Below are 16,743 nucleotides of genomic sequence, written 5' to 3'. Positions count from 1 at the left end.
TTACGGCGCGTACGCGCCCAATCCGACCTACGGGGTTTTAAGGTGACACACTGAAAAAAATCTCCGACAGTCTTCCTCGACAAACTCCGTAAACATCACCGAGCCTGTCGAAAAAGCTCTGTCGAAGAAAAAATCGTCGGGCCGGATCACACAAAGCTAACCGAACCATCGACGAGGCCAAGCCATGAATTAATAGACCTCAAACTCCCACAACGAATAACCATAACCGGTCCCCCGTTGTGTCCCCAGCATCCGCACATACCGACCACTCGCCGACACCGGAATATCATCAATCCCGCCATCGCCATTTACTTCGGTATGCACCGTCGTCCACTGACTTGCATCATCAGACACCTGAATCTCATAACCTCGACCAAACGCGCCTTCCCAATTCAGCACAACACCCATGATCGACCGGCTTGAACCCAGGTCCACATAAATCCACTGGTTATCGCTAAACTCACTCGACCAGCGCGTACCCGCGTTGCCATCCACAACATAACTCGCCGCCCAAACGCCACCCTCCGTCGAAGACGCCACAACCGGCTTGCTCAACGCCAGATTGCCGCCGCTCACTACCGAGCTGGACTGGCTGCTGGAGCTGGAGGCCACACTGCTCGAAATGCTTGACGCTACCGAGGAACTGGCTGAACTCACCACACTGGAGCTGCTGGAAGAACTGCTCGCTACACTCGACGCGACGGAAGAACTTGAACCGCTCGTACCGGTCGTGCCGTAAACCTCCAGCTCCCACAAGGAATACCCGTAACCCGTGCCGCGCACATTACCGAGCATGCGCAGGTAACGACCGGAGCCGGCAATATCCTGGGAATCCATACCGCCGGTGCCGCCGGTGACGGTTTTCACCGTGGTCCACTGCGACGCATCATCAGACACCTGCAATTGATAATCACGACCGTAAGCCGCTTCCCAATTCAGTACCACACGCGTCAGGTTGTAGCTCGCACCCAGGTCGACATAGACCCACTCGGCGTCACTCCAGCCACTTGCCCAACGGGTGTTGGTATTGCCATCCACCGCTTGCGCACCGGACATGGCACCGTCTTCGCTGGATGAGGTAAACACCGGACGGTCCAGGGCGAGGTTACCGGTGGGTGTTCTCTCTTCATCATCGTCGTCATCGTTGCCGGTGGCGAAATCCATCCAGTTCAACTGAATTGCGCTATTAAATACCAGGCGCAGTTTGTGTGAGCCGGCAGCTAGGTTCAGCGTTGCATTGACGGTCTCCCAGGTTTGCAGATCAGCGGTAGCTGCCACATCGATAGTGGCAACCTGCTGGCCATCGACGAGCACATCAATCGTGCCGCCCACGTCACTGGTTACGCGCGCGGCCACTTCATAAGCGCTGGCGCTGCTGACAATGTTGTACTCAATCCAATCGCCCGCTTCGACCTCGGTGACACTCAGGAAACCATTGGCATCGGTGGTTTGCTCCAGGCGAATACCGCTCATGGTTGCATAGTTTTCTGCTTCAACGCGGGACGGCAAGTTATGCACACTCTCGTCACCGTGGACCGGCATGTTCACATAAATACTACCCAACTCATTGAGAACACCGGACTGGCGATAGTCGAACAAGCCGTTGTAAGGGTGGCCGTTACGGCGACCGGTAAACCAGGCGTAGCGCTCAACGTCGTCATCGTTTTCGAAGTAATCCACCGTCTGAATCAGGAAGCGCTTTTGATCTTCCAGCGTGGTGGTGTCATTCCAAGCTGAGAATTCCGTCATCCAGATGGGGCGGTTGTATTTCTTGAACAAATTCACGTACCACTCCACACCGCCGACATCTTCCATGTAAGCGTGAATCGAAATCGCATCCACGCGGCAGTCCGGACACACCGCAAAGAAATCGTCGAAGTAATCAATCGGATCGTAATAGGTGGTGCCGTTTTCAGTAACGCAATTGCCGCAGAAATTCATCGCCACGCTGACAATCTTCAAATCAAATTCATCGGCAATGGCTTCCAGGCGATACCACTCAGCGGCGGCTTGCGAGGGCGTCATATTGGCTTGATCGATAAAGTTTGGCTCGTTGAACGCGAGGATATATTTCACGTTCGGGTTGCTGGCAATGTAATCGCGCATGGCCTGATCATTGAACGCACCGTTCCACGCCATGGGCGCAAACTCCACGCCGTAGTTATCGAGTACATCTTCAATCATCACATCCGGGCGATGGCTCCAGTTGTACCACCAACTGATGCCTTTGGAGATCACCTCAAAATCTTCGACCGAATGGTGACCATAACCTAAACCGCGTTTGTCACTTTTGGTTTGACCATAATCGGCATCCACGAAGATGAATGTTTTGGCGCTCGCACTCAGCTCGCCGTCACTGACGGTCAGTGTCACGGTGTAGGTGCCTTCATCCGCATAGGTGTGTGATGCATTGACGCCGCTACCGGTGGTGCCGTCACCAAAGTCCCAGCTGTAGGTCAGGGTATCGCCATTCACGTCATTGGATTTACTGCCATCAAAGTCGACGGTGAGTCCGGCAGGGCCACCCATAACGGACGGTTTTACGGCTGCAGTGGGTGCGCGATTAACCACCGGGCCATTGTGGCCGGGATCTTTGGCCGCCTGACCGCCGGAGAGGTAAACATCATCGATAGCGATGCTGGTAATTTCGCCGGTACCCAGGACTTGCAGTAATTGACGCACATCGAACAGGTCAAGGTCTTTGGCCAACTCGGTAACCGGAATCACAATCTCATGCCACTGGCCGTCGCGCGCAAAACCGTAGGGATCATTACCGGCTTTAAAATAAATCCACTTCTGGCCAATCACATTCACGTTGCCGCTTTTGATTCCGATCTGGAAGTCGCCCTGGTCAGTGGTTTTCAAAGAGAAATGCAATTTGCCGTCGGGATTATCGAAGGCGGTCAGGTTAAAGCCTTCGCGCGCGGTCAGGCCCATGCCGTACCAGCCCTTACCGGTGGACTTCAAATTCAACGAGGCGTTGCCTTCCAATACATTGCCGGGTTCCAGCGTGAGGGTGTCGTCCCACAGGAACAAATCACCGTTTACGCCGAAACCGAAATCGCCCGCGTCACGATGCGCCGGGTTTTCGGTGTAGATACCGAAGTTGCCGAATTCCGGTGCGGGTAACTCAATACTTTCAGACAAATAAATGTTGTCGACGGCGATTTCCATCACCGCACTCGGTGCAGGGCCGGAGATGCTGAAAAAGGTTTTCACCGTTTCAAAATCCACGCCGCCGAATTTGCTCAACGGAATCGCTACGTGATGCCATTCGCCATCGCGTACCAGACCGTATTGCTCACCGCCTTCGGCGAATTCAATACTGGCGTCGCCACCGGAGGTGCTGGCCATGCCGATGCTGAAGTTGCTGGTTGATGCGGTTTTGATATCGAGATGCAAATAGCCATGCACATAGTTGCGCATGTTGTAATCCCGATGCAGCAGGCCCATGCCCCACCAGTCGCCCGGCTGGATCTGGTAAGCCAACGCTGAGCTGCCTTCCGATGGCGTAGTGGCCACGGTGGTCATGTTGTTCCAGATATACAGGTTGGTGCGGTCGCCCCAGTTAAGTTCGCTCAACACCGGTGTGGTTTCGGTGGAAACGCCAAAGTTGCCGCTGGGCAAGTTGTCTTCCGCCAGATGCAACTCGGTGTATTCGTTCTCGTACAGGCGAACGTATTCCACCATCATCTTCGCGGGGAAGGGCGCGGTGATTTGCGCGGGATCAGTGATCTCGACGAAGTTAAATCCACCGACCGCGAGGTTCAAAATAATATGGGCCGGGTCAGTGCGGAATTCCGACATGTTGGGGTCGGTAATATCCATGGTGAAGTAGGTCGTGTCGTCGACCGACATGGTGACTTCGGTGGGCGTCCAGGACAGGCGATAGTTGTGGTACTCGTCGTAAAGATTAAACGGCAATACGACATCTGCCGCCGCGTCGGCTTGCAACCAATCGCTCCAGGTACCTGTTTCATGCCACCAGTGCATAGCGCCGGACACAGCGTTATTGACAGTGCCATCATCAATGGCGGATTTGTAGCCGGCTTCGAGAATGTCCCACTCCCCGGACTTGGGCCAGCCATCGATCCCGAAGTTGTTGCCCAGCATCCAGAATGCTGGCCACAGGCCGTTGTCCAGACGCGGCAATTTAATGCGCGCTTCGATGGTGCCGTATTTAAACGCCATACGCCCATTGGTGTGCAAACGGGCGGAGGTAAATTCTTTACCTTCCATCGTTTCGCGGCGTGCTTCGATTACCAGCTTGCCATCGTCGAGATAAGCGTTTTCGCTGGCGGCGGTATAAAACTGTAATTCGCCGTTGCCGTTACCGCTACCGCCGGTAGTGAAGGTCCAGGTGGAACGGTCGATGCGGTCGCCGTCGAATTCATCCGACCAGATCAGGGTGGATTGGGCCGTGGAGGTTGCTGACCAGCTCAGGCACAGGCCCGCCAGCAGCGTCGGTAAGAAAGGCCGATTAGGAATTTTCATGGTTTTCTTCCTGCATGGGTAAATTTTTCGTTATAGGAAATACAGCGTCAGGATAAGAATTGGAACCTGCCAGCTCTCTGATTATCGTTATTGGAATCGTCTTCCGTGGGGTGTGGACGCAGTTGGAATCGGAGTATGAGTAACCGTGCCCGCAAAGCCGTTTATTATGTTGTTCTCGGGTAAGGAATGTTTACCGCAGCCTATAGCATCCCAAGCGCGGTGAGCGAGGACAACCGGCATCAGACAAGGCGGTCTCAGCACACGACAAGCCGGATGGACAAGCAGGAAATTGTGAAGTAGGTCGGATTAGCCAAAGGCGTAATCCGACGCGATCTGTATCAAAAGGAATAAGGAATTCTTTAACTCGATGTCATTTATGTAAAAACGCTCGAACCGCCTCGTTATAGTTACGACTCACCTTCAACCGCTCGCCGCAGGTCAATAACACCACATAGTCCCCTTTGCTGAGCGATTGAATCGTTTGAATGCGATCAATGTTCACAATCGTTGAGCGGTGGATGCGCTTGAACACCTGGCCATCGAGCATATTCACCAACTCTTTCACCGTGCTGCGCATGATGTGCGTCGTGTCCTTGGCGTGAATGCACATGTAATCGCCAGCAGCATCAATCCAGTCGATATCCGATTCAGGAATCACCACCGCAGAACCGGCATCGCGCACAATAATTTTTCGTGCAACACCATCCAGCGTGGGTGGTGTTAATTCGGCATGCGCATCAGCCTCGCCGGATAATTTTTTTACCACTGCATCAATCGCACCGATCAACGGTTGTTTGTTGTGTCCGCTGACCTGGGTGCCCTGATAACGATCCAGTGCGCGTTGCACGGCACGCGCCAGACGCTCTTCATCCAGCGGCTTGGGAATATAGTCCACCGCATGAAGGTCGAATGCATCCAGCGCATATTGTTGATAGGTGGTGATAAACACAATCATCGGCATCACATCATTTTGCAATGCCTTGATTACTTCAAAACCGTTTTTACCGGGCATTTGAATATCGAGGAACATTAAATCCGGGGAGAGTTCCAGGGTTTTGTCGATGGCTTCCCGGCCGTTGCGACACTCTGCAATGATCTCAATTTCCGGAAAATCTTCCAGGCAGGTTTTTAGCACGCTGAGTGCCAGTGGCTCATCGTCCACAATAATCGTTCTGAGTTTCATCATGGCCTAATTTACCCAGTAAAGTTGTAGGTTTTTTTATTGGTATTATCCGGTACATCAGACACCACGCTCTCGTAGGGAATGCGAATGCTGATATGAACACCGCTTGGTTTTGCTTCCTCCACCTGAAATAAATGCTGATCACCATACAGGGTTTGCAAGCGCTCGCGCGTGTTGCGCAAACCGACGCCGGTAGTCTGGCCCGGTGTCGGTTTGACGCCTGCCAGGCCCGGGCCGTTATCAATGACTTCCAGCAGCAGTTCGTCGCGCTCAACGTCGGCCTTGATCTGAATCTGCCCGCCGTCTTCACTGGTAGCGACAGCATATTTGATTGAGTTCTCAATCAGCGGCTGCAATAAAAGACTGGGAATTTTTGCTGTTTTAGCGGGCTCGCTGATATCAAATTCGACGCTGAGACGATCCGAAAAGCGAACCCTCTCGATATTTAAATAGAGCGTTAAGGTATTGATTTCATCTTCCAGATTGACCTGTAATTGCGGATCGTACTCCAGGGAATAACGTAGGAATTTTCCCAGCTTGGCAATCATTCCCAAAGCCCGGCTGTCGTCGTTCAGTTTTATGAGTGCATAAATAGCGTGGAGTGTATTAAATAAAAAATGGGGATTGATCTGGTAGCGCAACATCTTTAATTGCGCTTCGCGCGCGATAGACTCCGCTTTTAAACGTTTGATCTGTTCTTCTTTGGTATGAGCTACTTCTTTCAAACGTTCGGTGTGTTCGATTTCCAGCAGACGATAATAAATCATGCCGTGATATAACGCCGACCAACACAGGAAAATATAAAACGCACCGAAATACCAACCGCCAAAATCATTCCAGGTATTTACTTCACCAGTCAGCCAGATGTAGGTCACCACGCGCAAGGCCGTCCAGAGCGCTGCCACGGCGCCAGCCATGGACAACACCAGACACATACGCAGGATAGGACCAAACTTCCAGATGATGGAATAAAACCATCCCAGGGGAAAGGACAGCAACAGGCCCAACGCAGCCTGCAAAAACATATGCTCAACGTAAACCAGTTTGGTGGTGTTATACCAGAAGACAATACCGAGAAAAGGAACAACGGACAGACCAAACCAGAAGATAAACTGACCCACCCAGTATTGACCGGTGTGATCCTGCATAACTGTTCTAAGCAGGTTGGGTGATTGCATAATTATTATTCTCAGCCGATGGCAATCGCGTTTAGTTTTATCGTGTTATTAACAGTAGTGTAGGTTACCCAAGCTCCTTGTGTATGATTTTCCCCCGCTACATAAACCTTACTGCCCAGCCCGAATATCTCTATTTAACTCGGGCTGGGCATTTGTCAATTAAACCAGTTCAGCAAAGGTTTCTTTAGCCGCTTGCAAGGTGGTGTGAATATCGTCTTCCGTATGGGCTGCTGACATAAAACCGGCTTCGTAAGATGCCGGCGCCAGGTAAATGCCGCGTTTCAACATGCCGTGAAAAAATTGGTTGAAGCGCGGGATATTACAGGCCATAACCTGCTTGAAATTGGTTACCTTTTTTTCTTCGGTGAAGAAAAAACCAAACATGCTGCCGACATGATTGGTAGTGAAAGGAATACCCGCTTCATCGGCCAATCGCTGCAAACCCGTCACCAATTGTTCGGTTCGTGCATTGAGTTGCGGATAGATCGCAGGATTCTCCAGGAGTTCGAGTGTCTTCAGGCCGGCGGCCATAGCAACCGGATTTCCTGAGAGCGTGCCCGCCTGATAAACCGGGCCAGAGGGCGCAATCATCTGCATCACATCGCGCCGGCCACCGAAAGCGCCCACCGGCATACCGCCGCCGATTACCTTACCCAAAGTCGTGATATCCGCTTTGATCTGGTAATGACCTTGGGCGCCAGTGTGGCTCACACGAAAACCGGTCATCACTTCATCAAGAATTAACAGACTGCCATATTGATCGCAGACATCGCGCAAGGTTTCCAGAAAACCGGGAACCGGCGGCACACAGTTCATGTTGCCAACTACCGGCTCGACAATGATACAAGCGATTTTGTCACCCAGCGAAGCAAAACATTCGCGCACTTGTTGGGCGTCGTTGTAATCCAGGGTGATGGTATGATCAGCCAGCACGGCTGGTACGCCAGGTGAACTGGGTACACCCAGTGTCAACGCACCAGAGCCCGCTTTGATTAGCAGGGAGTCGGAGTGGCCGTGATAACAACCTTCAAATTTAATGATCTTGTCGCGTTCGGTAAACGCGCGCGCCAGGCGAATGGCACTCATGGTCGCTTCGGTGCCGGAGCTGACGAAACGCACCATGTCCATGCCGGGCATTAGTCGGCACAATTTTTCGGCCAACGTGGTTTCGCGTTCTGTCGGCGCGCCGAAACTTAAGCCAAATTTTGCGGTTTCAATAACAGCATTAATGACATCGGGGTGCGCATGACCAAGCACCATGGGGCCCCAGGACTGGACGTAATCAATATAGCGTTTGTTGTCGGCATCCCAGACATAAGCCCCCAGGGCTTTTTCAAAAAAAATCGGCGTCCCGCCCACCGCTTTGAATGCCCTGACCGGTGAGTTTACGCCGCCGGGAATATGTTGTTGCGCCTGTAAAAATAAACTTTCTGAGCGGCTCATAGAAAATCCTTAAATCAATAATAATTTTATGAAAAGGTTGACGGTTATCTTGTGCAAGCATCTCAACCGATGTGTCATCTCTGATTCACTTTTTCCTGTAGCTGAATAAACGCCCGTGCTTGTCGTTTAATATCCGCAGCAGCAAATAAACTGTGGCTGACCGCCAGAATATTTGCTCCCGCTGCCAATACCTTCGCACCATTCTCCAAAGTAATTCCACCGATGGCGACGATGGGCGTCGGTTTACATAGATCACGAGCCTCTGTCAGTAGCGACAGAGGCGCGGGCGGTGCGTCAGGTTTGGTATTGGACGGAAAGAAACGGCCGAAGGCCACATAACTCGCCCCTTGTTTTATCGCACGCTGTGCAAGGGGCAGTGACGCGTGGCAAGTCACACCAATGACGGCATTCGCACCCAGATAGTCGCGTGCCGTAGTCGGGCTGCCGTCATCCTGTCCGAGATGCACACCATGGGCACCGACAGCTTTGGCTAATTGCATATCATCGTTAATGATCAACTGCGCATCGTACCCTTGGCAGATGTTCAGCAATTTTTCGGCATCGGCGAGTCGTTGAGCGTTATTGCCGGATTTGTCGCGGTACTGAATCAAACGGCAACCGCCCTCCAGGGCAGCGGTTACCCCGGCAAAAAGTGCTTCGCCGGGTATCAGCAGGCTATCGGTAATCGCATACAGCGGTGTAGCTATTAAATGATTCACAAGGATTGATGTTCACAGTGAGTTTAAAACGGTTTAACAACGACCAGGATCACAATGCCAAGCAACAGTAAAACGGGAAATTCATTAAACCAACGAAAAAAGACATGGCTGCGTTGGCAGCGGTCGTCACGTAATTGTTTAAGATAAATCAGGCAAGCATGGTGATAACCCACGAGTACAATGACCATCGCCAGTTTGCTCCAGTACCAGATGGACTGTGAGTAGTAAGCCCAGTTCAAATGACTTAACCAGGCGCCGAAGATAATGGTTGCTATCATCGAGGGCGTTGCAATGCCACGATAGAGTTTGCGCTCCATTATTTTGAAGCGTTCGCGGCTGACATGGTCCTCACTCATCGTGTGATAGACGAATAATCGGGGCAGATAAAACAGTGCCGCAAACCAGGTGATAACAGAAATAATATGAAAGGCTTTGATCCAGAGCATGAAAGCAATCTCACCATCAGATTCGATAATAATTTTCCAGTTTGTCCCGCGTGACGATACCTTTGATCTTATCGACTCTTTTAACCTCGTCACTATGAATATCGGCGGAGGTAATATAAATCGCATCCGCCTGTGCCGCATTCATGGTTTGCAAGGCTTCGTAAAGGTTGGCCTCGATACTCACAGCGGCTAACTGCAAGCGGCGTGCAGGCAGCTCCAGTAGATCCAATAGGCTGGATTCTTCGCTATGCTCATCCAAAGGATGTTGCTCCAGGTAGTGAACCAGGTCCGCCGGGTGCAGCAGTATGATTTCGTCCTCTATCAGAATCCAGTGCGGATGATGCTGCAGCAATGTTTGGGCATGCCGCTGATCCAGTTGTCGCGCTGAACGCACAAAATGCCGATCCATCATACCGCGTACGCCGGAGCGGCTGAGCATCTGATGAATCATGCCGAATTCGGGGTTGAGGGGCTCGCGATATTTACCCTGAATGCGCAATAGTGTCTGGAATAAGCCATCGCAACGAAATACCCAGCGAGTTGTGAGGCATGCAGCCACAACCACCAGCATACTCGGGAAGATGATGTGTGGATTGTAAGTCAACTCCATGATCGCCATCATGGCTGCCAGGGGCGCATTTAATACCGCACCCATCATCGCGCCCATGCCGAGGATGACATAGAAACCGACGTCACTGGCGGAGCCGGGCATCAGAATATGCGCGATAACACCCACCGCGCCGCCCAGTGTGGCTCCCATCACCAGACAAGGGCCGACCACACCGCCGGGCATACCAACGCCGAGACTTACGCCGGTAGCAATCAATTTGGCGATGACGATGGCGATCAACAAACCGAGTCCCAAGTCACCGGCAATGGACGCCGAGATAGTGTCATAACCTACCCCCATTATTTGGGGAAACCAAAGTGCCAGCAGACCGGTAATGACACCGGCAAATAGAAAACGCAGCCAGATGGGGCGCTCCAATGATTGCTTGCAGCACAGTGCCTGAAGCCGGATAAAAGCGGCAGCAAATACCGCGACAACCAAGCCAGTAAAAGCCATAAACGGCAACTCAAAGATATTGCCCATCACAGTTTGCGGTGTAATAAAGGTAATGTCGGGCCCGAATACCAGATGGGTGATGGTAGTGCCGGCAACTGCGGCCAGGATGACTGGGATAAACCCGGCGATGCTGTATTCCATCATGACCACTTCCATGGCAAAGATCACGCCGGCCATGGGAGTATTAAAGGATGCAGCAATTGCTGCTGCTACTCCGCAACCGGCCAAGGGACGCAGACTGTTGTTCGGTAAGCGCAGCCACTGCCCCAACAAACTGCCGCAGCCAGCACCGAGATGCACTGCCGGGCCTTCACGGCCGACCGATTGCCCAGCCAGCAAACACAGGGCACCGCCACCAAACTGATTAATGAAATTTCCCAGGGGCATGCGCCCTTGATGGTTTTGAATCCGGTCAAGCACATGGCCAATCCCGGCCGGGTGATACAGCTTATTAACCTTTTGCAGAATCAGGCCTAACAATAGTCCGCCAATCACCGGTAACAGAAAGCGCGAGCTACTGGACAGCGCTTCAAAATTTTCTCCGTGATCAGGGAGCGAAAGGCCCAGGGGGATGTCGATGACCCAACGGAACAACACAATAATCAGACCCGCAAGGATACCGGTGATTAAGCCCAGCAAGGTTAACTGGGGCAGGGCATCGATATGAGCCAGTTGATCACGCAGGTTTTCTGCTTTCAGTGATAGGCGGGAACGCAGCACCTGGAGTCGGGCGTGGGTGATCTGCGAGGCTTTCGTGAAAAGGACCATGAGGACTCCCGACAGGGGGCGAGGGTTCAGCGTTTTGCGCGTATGTTAAGCCCTTGCATTCAATACTTTCGATTTATCGACAAGGCTTTTATCATAGGCCCTCGATCAATGCCGGGCACAATAGCCTAGATGACAAGAGTTAAGCAAATGAAGGGGTTACATGTGATTAAAGCAGGTATCGTTGGTGGCACAGGGTATACCGGTGTTGAATTATTGCGTTTGCTGGTCAAGCATCCGCAGGTAGAAGTTACGGTGATCACCTCCCGCGCCGAAGCCGGCATTAAAGTGGCGGATATGTACCCCAGCTTGCGCGGTCATACTGACCTGGCTTTCAGCGAGCCTGACGTGGATATTCTCGGTGAACTGGATGTGGTTTTTTTCGCTACGCCCCACGGTGTAGCGCAAAACCTTATGCCTTCATTGATGAAGACCAATGCCCGTATCATCGACCTCTCTGCCGATTTTCGGATTCGTGACACGGCGCTGTGGGAGCGTTGGTACAACCAGAAACACGGCTGTCCGGATCTGGTTGCTCACGCGGTTTATGGTTTGCCAGAAACCAACCGTGAGGCTATTCGCTCAGCCAAGCTGATCGCTTGTCCCGGTTGTTACCCGACAGCAACCCAATTGGGTTTTTTGCCGCTGATTGAGAACAACCTTGTTGATCCGACCAGATTGATTTCCAACGCTGCGAGCGGTGCCAGTGGTGCCGGTCGTCAGGCAAAAGTCGATAATTTGTTGACGGAGATTACTGACAGCTTTAAGGCTTACGGTGTGGCCGGGCATCGTCACTTACCTGAAATTGAACAAGGTTTACGTGATGTGCAACCGGCCGGCGTGGCCTCCGCGCAATTAACGTTTGTCCCTCATCTGCTGCCCATCATTCGTGGCATCCATGCAACCCTGTATGCCACTCTGCTGAAGGGGAACCAGACGCCAGATTTGCAGTCTCTCTACGAGCAGCGTTACGCCAACGAACCTTTTGTCGATGTTTTGCCGGCGGGTGAAATGCCGCAAACCCGAACGGTAAAAGGTTCAAATCTGTGCCGCATTTCGGTTTTCCGACCACAGGATCGCGATACAGTGGTTGTATTGTCGGTTATTGATAACCTGACGAAAGGCGCATCCGGTCAAGCGGTTCAAAATATGAACATCATGTTTGGCTTCGATGAAAGAGCAGGTTTGGATGTGGTAGCTTTGCTGCCGTAATCAAAGTCGCAGTGCGTTTTTGGTAGTGCGTGCGCTAGCCATGTTAATACGCGTATTCACTATAAAAGGCTGAACAGACGATGGCGGTAGTAAAAGGTAGTGCTCAATATCGCATGCGGGTGATGCCCTATCGCCCCATGCGCCTGATATTTAATTATGTCCTTGGTTTTTTCATTCTCGCGGGTGTGGCGGTTTCCTGCTACCTGATTGGCTATGATCACGGTGCACAACAATTATCGTTACCGGGTGGCGCACGCGATCAACAGCAGCAAAAGATTCAAACCCTGACCAAAGAAGCTGAAGAGTTGCGCCAGCAGGTTGCCAACTTGAAGCTGAATGCTGATATTGACCAGCAAGCGAATAAAGATATTCATCGCCAATTGATGCAACAAACTGTCCAGATTGCGGCGTTAGAGCGTGATATAACGGTTTACCGTAGCATGATGTCCTCAGGCCGTAACGCGAACCCTCAAGGTATCAGTATTGGTGTCTTTCATGTCACCCAGGCCGACCAGACGGGTGCTTACCACTACAAACTGGTTCTCCAGAAGTTGGCTGCGATGGATGATCCCTTTCAGGGGAATTTGAATATTAAGGTGTCAGGTGTGCAGACGCTAGAGGGTGAGGATAAGCCCCGTAGTATCTCGCTACACGAGCTGTCCGATCAGTTTACAGCGGAGCAAATTGCGCTCAGTTTCAAATATTTCCAGAATATAGAAGGTGACCTGGTGCTTCCGGGTGGATTCAAGCCGGAAAAGATCCAGCTTTTGGTGAAATCTACGAACAAAAAGCATCCGGCCACCGTCGAAAACGAGCTGGAGTGGCAGGTTTCCGAGCTCTGAGATACGAATATTTGCTGGCTGTTCCGCGATTCTTTATCCCAAATGGGCTACGCTTACGCGCTTCAATCTTTTTATTATTCTTGAGAAACAAGTTATGTGGGGCGGAAAGAAGACTATGGCTTTTTCTAATAATCACACCCTGATTTCGCGAGCTGCGAAGATCGTTGGCGATTTACATTTCAGCGGTGATTTGCAGATTGAAGGCAAAATTTGCGGCAACGTGATCGCTGAAGGCGATAAAGACGCCAAACTGGTGGTTGCGGAATCAGGTCTGGTTGAAGGCGATATTCGCGCTCCGGTCGCTGTTATTAACGGCAAGGTTGTAGGGGATATCCATTCTTCCAAGCATATTGAGCTGGCGGCTAAAGCAATTGTCGAGGGTTCAATTCATTATCAGTTGATCGAGATGGTCAAAGGATCGCAAGTTAACGGTAATTTGATCTTTAACGGTACCGCTGAGACATCTGCGCCAACAAAACCCTCCAGCTCTGGTGCCATCAGTTCCACACCAGACTCCCCCACCAATTTTCTCAAGACATCCGGTCAATAAAGTGTAAATAGTTGACTGTTTTAGTTGGGTAAAGGGATAATATTTTTCCCTCCGCCCGGAGGTACTGAATAGTTCATCGGAGTTATCATGTCTGGCGCTGAAATTTTTACCCCTCAAGCCGTGTTGGTTAGTGATAGCGCGGTAGCCAAAGTCAAAAGCTTGATTGAGGAAGAGGGCAACAATGACCTTAAATTACGTGTTTACGTAACGGGTGGTGGTTGCTCCGGTTTTCAGTATGGTTTTACCTTTGATGAACTGGTTGCTGAAGATGACTCTGTTGTAGAGCACGACGGCATACAAGTTCTGGTTGATGCGCTGAGTTATCCTTATCTCGCCGGTGCCAAAGTGGATTATGAAGAAGGTCTGCAAGGCTCCAAGTTCGTCATTCAAAACCCTAATGCATCCAGCACCTGTGGTTGTGGTTCATCCTTTTCTATCTAATGCCATCACGCGTAGTAAACACCCCCGAGAATCACCGGTGCGTTGGCCCCGGTGACTGCACATAAATTACCGGTCTGCCTATTCAGGGTTTGTTTGGCTAGCCAAGCAAATGCTGTAGCCTCTATCCATTCGGGTGCGATACCCAATTGTGCAGTTGTTGTGACCGGGCAGGCAGGTAACAACGCTTGAATTGCCTGGCGCAACGTGTCGTTATAGGCTCCGCCCCCACAAAGGTACACTTCTGTGTTGGTTTCCTTGGACAGCCTTTTAATCTGGTCTGTGATTGTTTTTGCGGTAAAAGCCAGCAGTGTGGCCTGGATATCTTCTGGGGCGAGATCCCTGTATTTTTGCAGGCATATATCAAGCCAGGTGGGGTTGAAATCTTCCCTTCCGGTACTTTTGGGGGGAAGTAGAGCGAGGAAGGGATGCTGTAGAAGATCTTCCAGAAGCGCTTTGTTCGCGGAGCCAGAAGCAGCCCAAACACCGGCCTCGTCATAGGTTTTACCAAGGTGACGCGATACCCACGCGTCCATTAGGACATTTCCGGGGCCGGTATCGAATCCCGAAGATTCATTGGCTATTGGTAGCCACGTGATATTTGCGATGCCCCCGATGTTGACGACGACACGATTGGCCTCGGCCGACTGAAACGCTGCCTTGTGAAATGCAGGGACTAGTGGTGCACCTTGTCCTCCAGCGGCCATGTCGCGCCGGCGGAAATCTGCCACGGTCGTTATGCCAGTTCGGTCGGCAATAATATTGGGATCACCAATTTGTAGCGTAAAAGGGTGGGTTAGCGAACCTGGCGGGCGGTGGCGCAACGTTTGGCCATGACTACCAATGGCGGCTATGGTCTGTATGCTTAAGCCATTTTTTCTGATGAGTTCGATAATGGTAGCGGCAAAAAGCTCCCCCATTTGCACGTCAAGTTGACCAAGGAGATCTATCTCATTGTCACTGGGCATGGCGAGCTTGTGTATCGTTGTTCTGATTTCGGCTGGAAGTGTTCTGCTGTGAGAGCCCAACACACGGGGTTTTGGGCTGGAAAAATCTACGGCAACTGCATCGATGCCATCCGCGCTGGTGCCGGACATCAAACCGAGGTAAATATCGGCCGGCATGGCGAGTTAGTCGTCGTCACTCGCCAGGGCGAGGCGGGATGAGCCTTTGAAGGCTTCCAGTTGGGCGACCACAGGCTGAGTTTGAGCCAGAAAATTGGCCTTTTCCGCTGAGGCGATGGAGCGTGCTTTGGGTAGCTCTACCGTCATGGGATTACGCACCACGCCATTTACATAAAATTCATAATGAAGGTGAGGGCCAGTAGATAAACCGGTGGTGCCTACATAACCAATGATTTGCCCCTGGCGAACCCGTGTGCCCACCCTAACGCCTTTGCCAAAATTGTGCATATGCGCATAAAGAGTTTGATATGCCTGGCCATGCTGCAAAATGACGGTATTGCCGTATCCGCCCTTGCGCCCGGCAAATATCACCTTGCCATCACCGGAAGCCTTGATTGGAGTGCCCCGTGCCGCAGCATAATCTGTACCCTTGTGGGCTCGTATCGTATGCAGGATAGGATGTTTGCGATTCAGGTTAAAGTGTGAACTGATGCGAGCAAAATCGACGGGCATGCGCAAAAACTCTTTGCGCATGCTCTCTCCGTTGGGAGTGTAATAGTGTGATGCACCCTCTGCATTGGTGTAGCGAACGGATTGAAATGTTTTGCCCTGGTTGGTGAACTCAGCAGCCAGAATTGCACCGGTGCCAATTTTTTTGCCGTCGAGATATCGCTCTTCATACATGACTCGGAATTGATCGCCGCGATGAATATCCAGAGCAAAATCGATATCCCAGGCAAAGATATTGGCGAGTTCCATGATTAAATTGCTGGCCATTCCAGCGTCTTTGCCTGCCATAAATAAAGAGCTATTGATGGTCGCTTGGCGAAAAGCAATCTGGATGTCAGGTTGTCTTTCGATCTTTTTGGAAATAAAGCCGTCATCGCTGCGTGTAAAGTTAAGGCTGTTAAGCCTATCTTTTACGTATTGCAGCTGTTGCAGCTTCCCACTGTCGTTTAATTGGAATGCAATGGTTTGTCCGGGAACAATACGGCGCAGCTCTTTTGCTTCTGCACTCTGGTTAAACAATTCATAGATATCGCGGTCATTCAGCCCTGCACGCTGGAAAATAATTGACAGGCTATCGCCGCTCTTAACAGTAAACTCTTGCCAATCAGGCTCTTCTTTAGTCGTTGATGTTTCTGCAGCAGATGCAGCAAGCACCAGGGGTATTGGATTAAGTGTTGAGTTCACCAGGTCCCTTAGTCTCAGGGATACACCCAGTGTGGATGTGAAGCCGGAATGGGATTGATTCAACGGAGTATTACGGACGAATTTCGGTG

At 51.4% G+C, this 16,743-nt stretch carries 13 protein-coding genes (1 of these 13 running past the window's edge); 4 read left to right on the top strand and 9 right to left on the bottom strand.

Annotated features, from left to right (window positions below):
* Positions 1-189: 189 nt before the first annotated feature.
* The 7 genes from CBR65_RS08545 to CBR65_RS08515 form a co-directional block, all read right to left on the bottom strand.
* Positions 190-4,494 carry a glycosyl hydrolase gene (locus CBR65_RS08545; RefSeq protein WP_087466467.1) on the bottom strand — a complete coding sequence of 1,435 codons (4,305 nt, stop codon included), beginning with the start codon at positions 4,492-4,494 and terminating at the stop codon, positions 190-192.
* Positions 4,495-4,864: 370 nt separating this feature from the next.
* Positions 4,865-5,680, bottom strand: a complete 816-nt coding sequence (locus CBR65_RS08540; RefSeq protein ID WP_087466466.1) for a LytTR family DNA-binding domain-containing protein — start codon at positions 5,678-5,680, stop codon at positions 4,865-4,867.
* Between the two features lie 8 nt (positions 5,681-5,688).
* Positions 5,689-6,855 carry a sensor histidine kinase gene (locus CBR65_RS08535; RefSeq protein WP_087466465.1) on the bottom strand — a complete coding sequence of 389 codons (1,167 nt, stop codon included), beginning with the start codon at positions 6,853-6,855 and terminating at the stop codon, positions 5,689-5,691.
* A gap of 159 nt (positions 6,856-7,014) precedes the next feature.
* On the bottom strand, positions 7,015-8,298 hold the full coding sequence (gene hemL, locus CBR65_RS08530) for a glutamate-1-semialdehyde 2,1-aminomutase (RefSeq protein WP_087466464.1): 1,284 nt from the start codon (positions 8,296-8,298) through the stop codon (positions 7,015-7,017).
* A 74-nt stretch (positions 8,299-8,372) separates the two neighbouring features.
* On the bottom strand, positions 8,373-9,017 hold the full coding sequence (thiE, locus tag CBR65_RS08525) for a thiamine phosphate synthase (protein ID WP_232461401.1): 645 nt from the start codon (positions 9,015-9,017) through the stop codon (positions 8,373-8,375).
* A 23-nt stretch (positions 9,018-9,040) separates the two neighbouring features.
* Positions 9,041-9,463, bottom strand: a complete 423-nt coding sequence (locus tag CBR65_RS08520) for a CopD family protein (protein ID WP_087466463.1) — start codon at positions 9,461-9,463, stop codon at positions 9,041-9,043.
* A 16-nt stretch (positions 9,464-9,479) separates the two neighbouring features.
* A complete protein-coding gene (locus CBR65_RS08515) occupies positions 9,480-11,297 on the bottom strand; it encodes a chloride channel protein (RefSeq protein WP_087466462.1) in 1,818 nt (605 codons plus the stop codon).
* Positions 11,298-11,459: 162 nt separating this feature from the next.
* Here CBR65_RS08515 and argC point away from each other — a divergent pair, with 162 nt between their 5' ends.
* The 4 genes from argC to erpA all read left to right on the top strand — a co-directional run bounded on the left by argC (position 11,460) and on the right by erpA (position 14,339).
* Positions 11,460-12,506, top strand: a complete 1,047-nt coding sequence (argC, locus tag CBR65_RS08510) for an N-acetyl-gamma-glutamyl-phosphate reductase (protein ID WP_087468983.1) — start codon at positions 11,460-11,462, stop codon at positions 12,504-12,506.
* 80 nt (positions 12,507-12,586) lie between these two features.
* Entirely contained in the window at positions 12,587-13,348 is a 762-nt protein-coding gene (locus CBR65_RS08505; RefSeq protein WP_087466461.1) for a DUF6776 family protein, read from the top strand.
* Between the two features lie 115 nt (positions 13,349-13,463).
* On the top strand, positions 13,464-13,898 hold the full coding sequence (locus CBR65_RS08500; protein WP_087466460.1) for a polymer-forming cytoskeletal protein: 435 nt from the start codon (positions 13,464-13,466) through the stop codon (positions 13,896-13,898).
* Positions 13,899-13,985: 87 nt separating this feature from the next.
* Positions 13,986-14,339 (top strand): iron-sulfur cluster insertion protein ErpA, encoded by a 354-nt coding sequence (gene erpA / locus CBR65_RS08495; protein WP_087466459.1) that lies wholly within the window; start codon positions 13,986-13,988, stop codon positions 14,337-14,339.
* A 5-nt stretch (positions 14,340-14,344) separates the two neighbouring features.
* On the opposite strand, the gene CBR65_RS08490 is transcribed toward erpA, so the two are convergent.
* The gene (locus tag CBR65_RS08490; protein WP_087466458.1) at positions 14,345-15,460 is read right to left on the bottom strand and encodes an anhydro-N-acetylmuramic acid kinase; all 1,116 of its coding nucleotides are present in this window, start codon (positions 15,458-15,460) and stop codon (positions 14,345-14,347) included.
* A gap of 6 nt (positions 15,461-15,466) precedes the next feature.
* On the bottom strand, positions 15,467-16,743 hold the 3' portion of the coding sequence (locus CBR65_RS08485; protein ID WP_087466457.1) for an OapA family protein. It continues 196 nt past the right edge of the window; the window shows 1,277 of its 1,473 coding nt (coding positions 197-1,473); its start codon lies beyond the right edge, outside the window — the gene reads right to left on this strand; its stop codon occupies positions 15,467-15,469.

It is taken from the genome of Cellvibrio sp. PSBB006 (genome assembly GCF_002162135.1).
Lineage (GTDB): Bacteria > Pseudomonadota > Gammaproteobacteria > Pseudomonadales > Cellvibrionaceae > Cellvibrio.
Note: the sequence above shows the minus strand (reverse complement) of the source record. Positions and strands in the feature narration are given on the sequence as shown.

Bases quoted from the DNA above. Each gene is read 5' to 3' on its own strand.
- CBR65_RS08545 (WP_087466467.1), bottom strand. From the start codon at position 4,494: ATGAAAATTCCTAATCGGCCTTTCTTACCGACGCTGCTGGCGGGCCTG.
- CBR65_RS08540 (WP_087466466.1), bottom strand. From the start codon at position 5,680: ATGATGAAACTCAGAACGATTATTGTGGACGATGAGCCACTGGCACTC.
- CBR65_RS08535 (WP_087466465.1), bottom strand. From the start codon at position 6,855: ATGCAATCACCCAACCTGCTTAGAACAGTTATGCAGGATCACACCGGT.
- hemL (WP_087466464.1), bottom strand. From the start codon at position 8,298: ATGAGCCGCTCAGAAAGTTTATTTTTACAGGCGCAACAACATATTCCC.
- CBR65_RS08520 (WP_087466463.1), bottom strand. From the start codon at position 9,463: ATGCTCTGGATCAAAGCCTTTCATATTATTTCTGTTATCACCTGGTTT.
- CBR65_RS08515 (WP_087466462.1), bottom strand. From the start codon at position 11,297: ATGGTCCTTTTCACGAAAGCCTCGCAGATCACCCACGCCCGACTCCAG.
- CBR65_RS08505 (WP_087466461.1), top strand. From the start codon at position 12,587: ATGGCGGTAGTAAAAGGTAGTGCTCAATATCGCATGCGGGTGATGCCC.
- CBR65_RS08500 (WP_087466460.1), top strand. From the start codon at position 13,464: ATGGCTTTTTCTAATAATCACACCCTGATTTCGCGAGCTGCGAAGATC.
- erpA (WP_087466459.1), top strand. From the start codon at position 13,986: ATGTCTGGCGCTGAAATTTTTACCCCTCAAGCCGTGTTGGTTAGTGAT.
- CBR65_RS08490 (WP_087466458.1), bottom strand. From the start codon at position 15,460: ATGCCGGCCGATATTTACCTCGGTTTGATGTCCGGCACCAGCGCGGAT.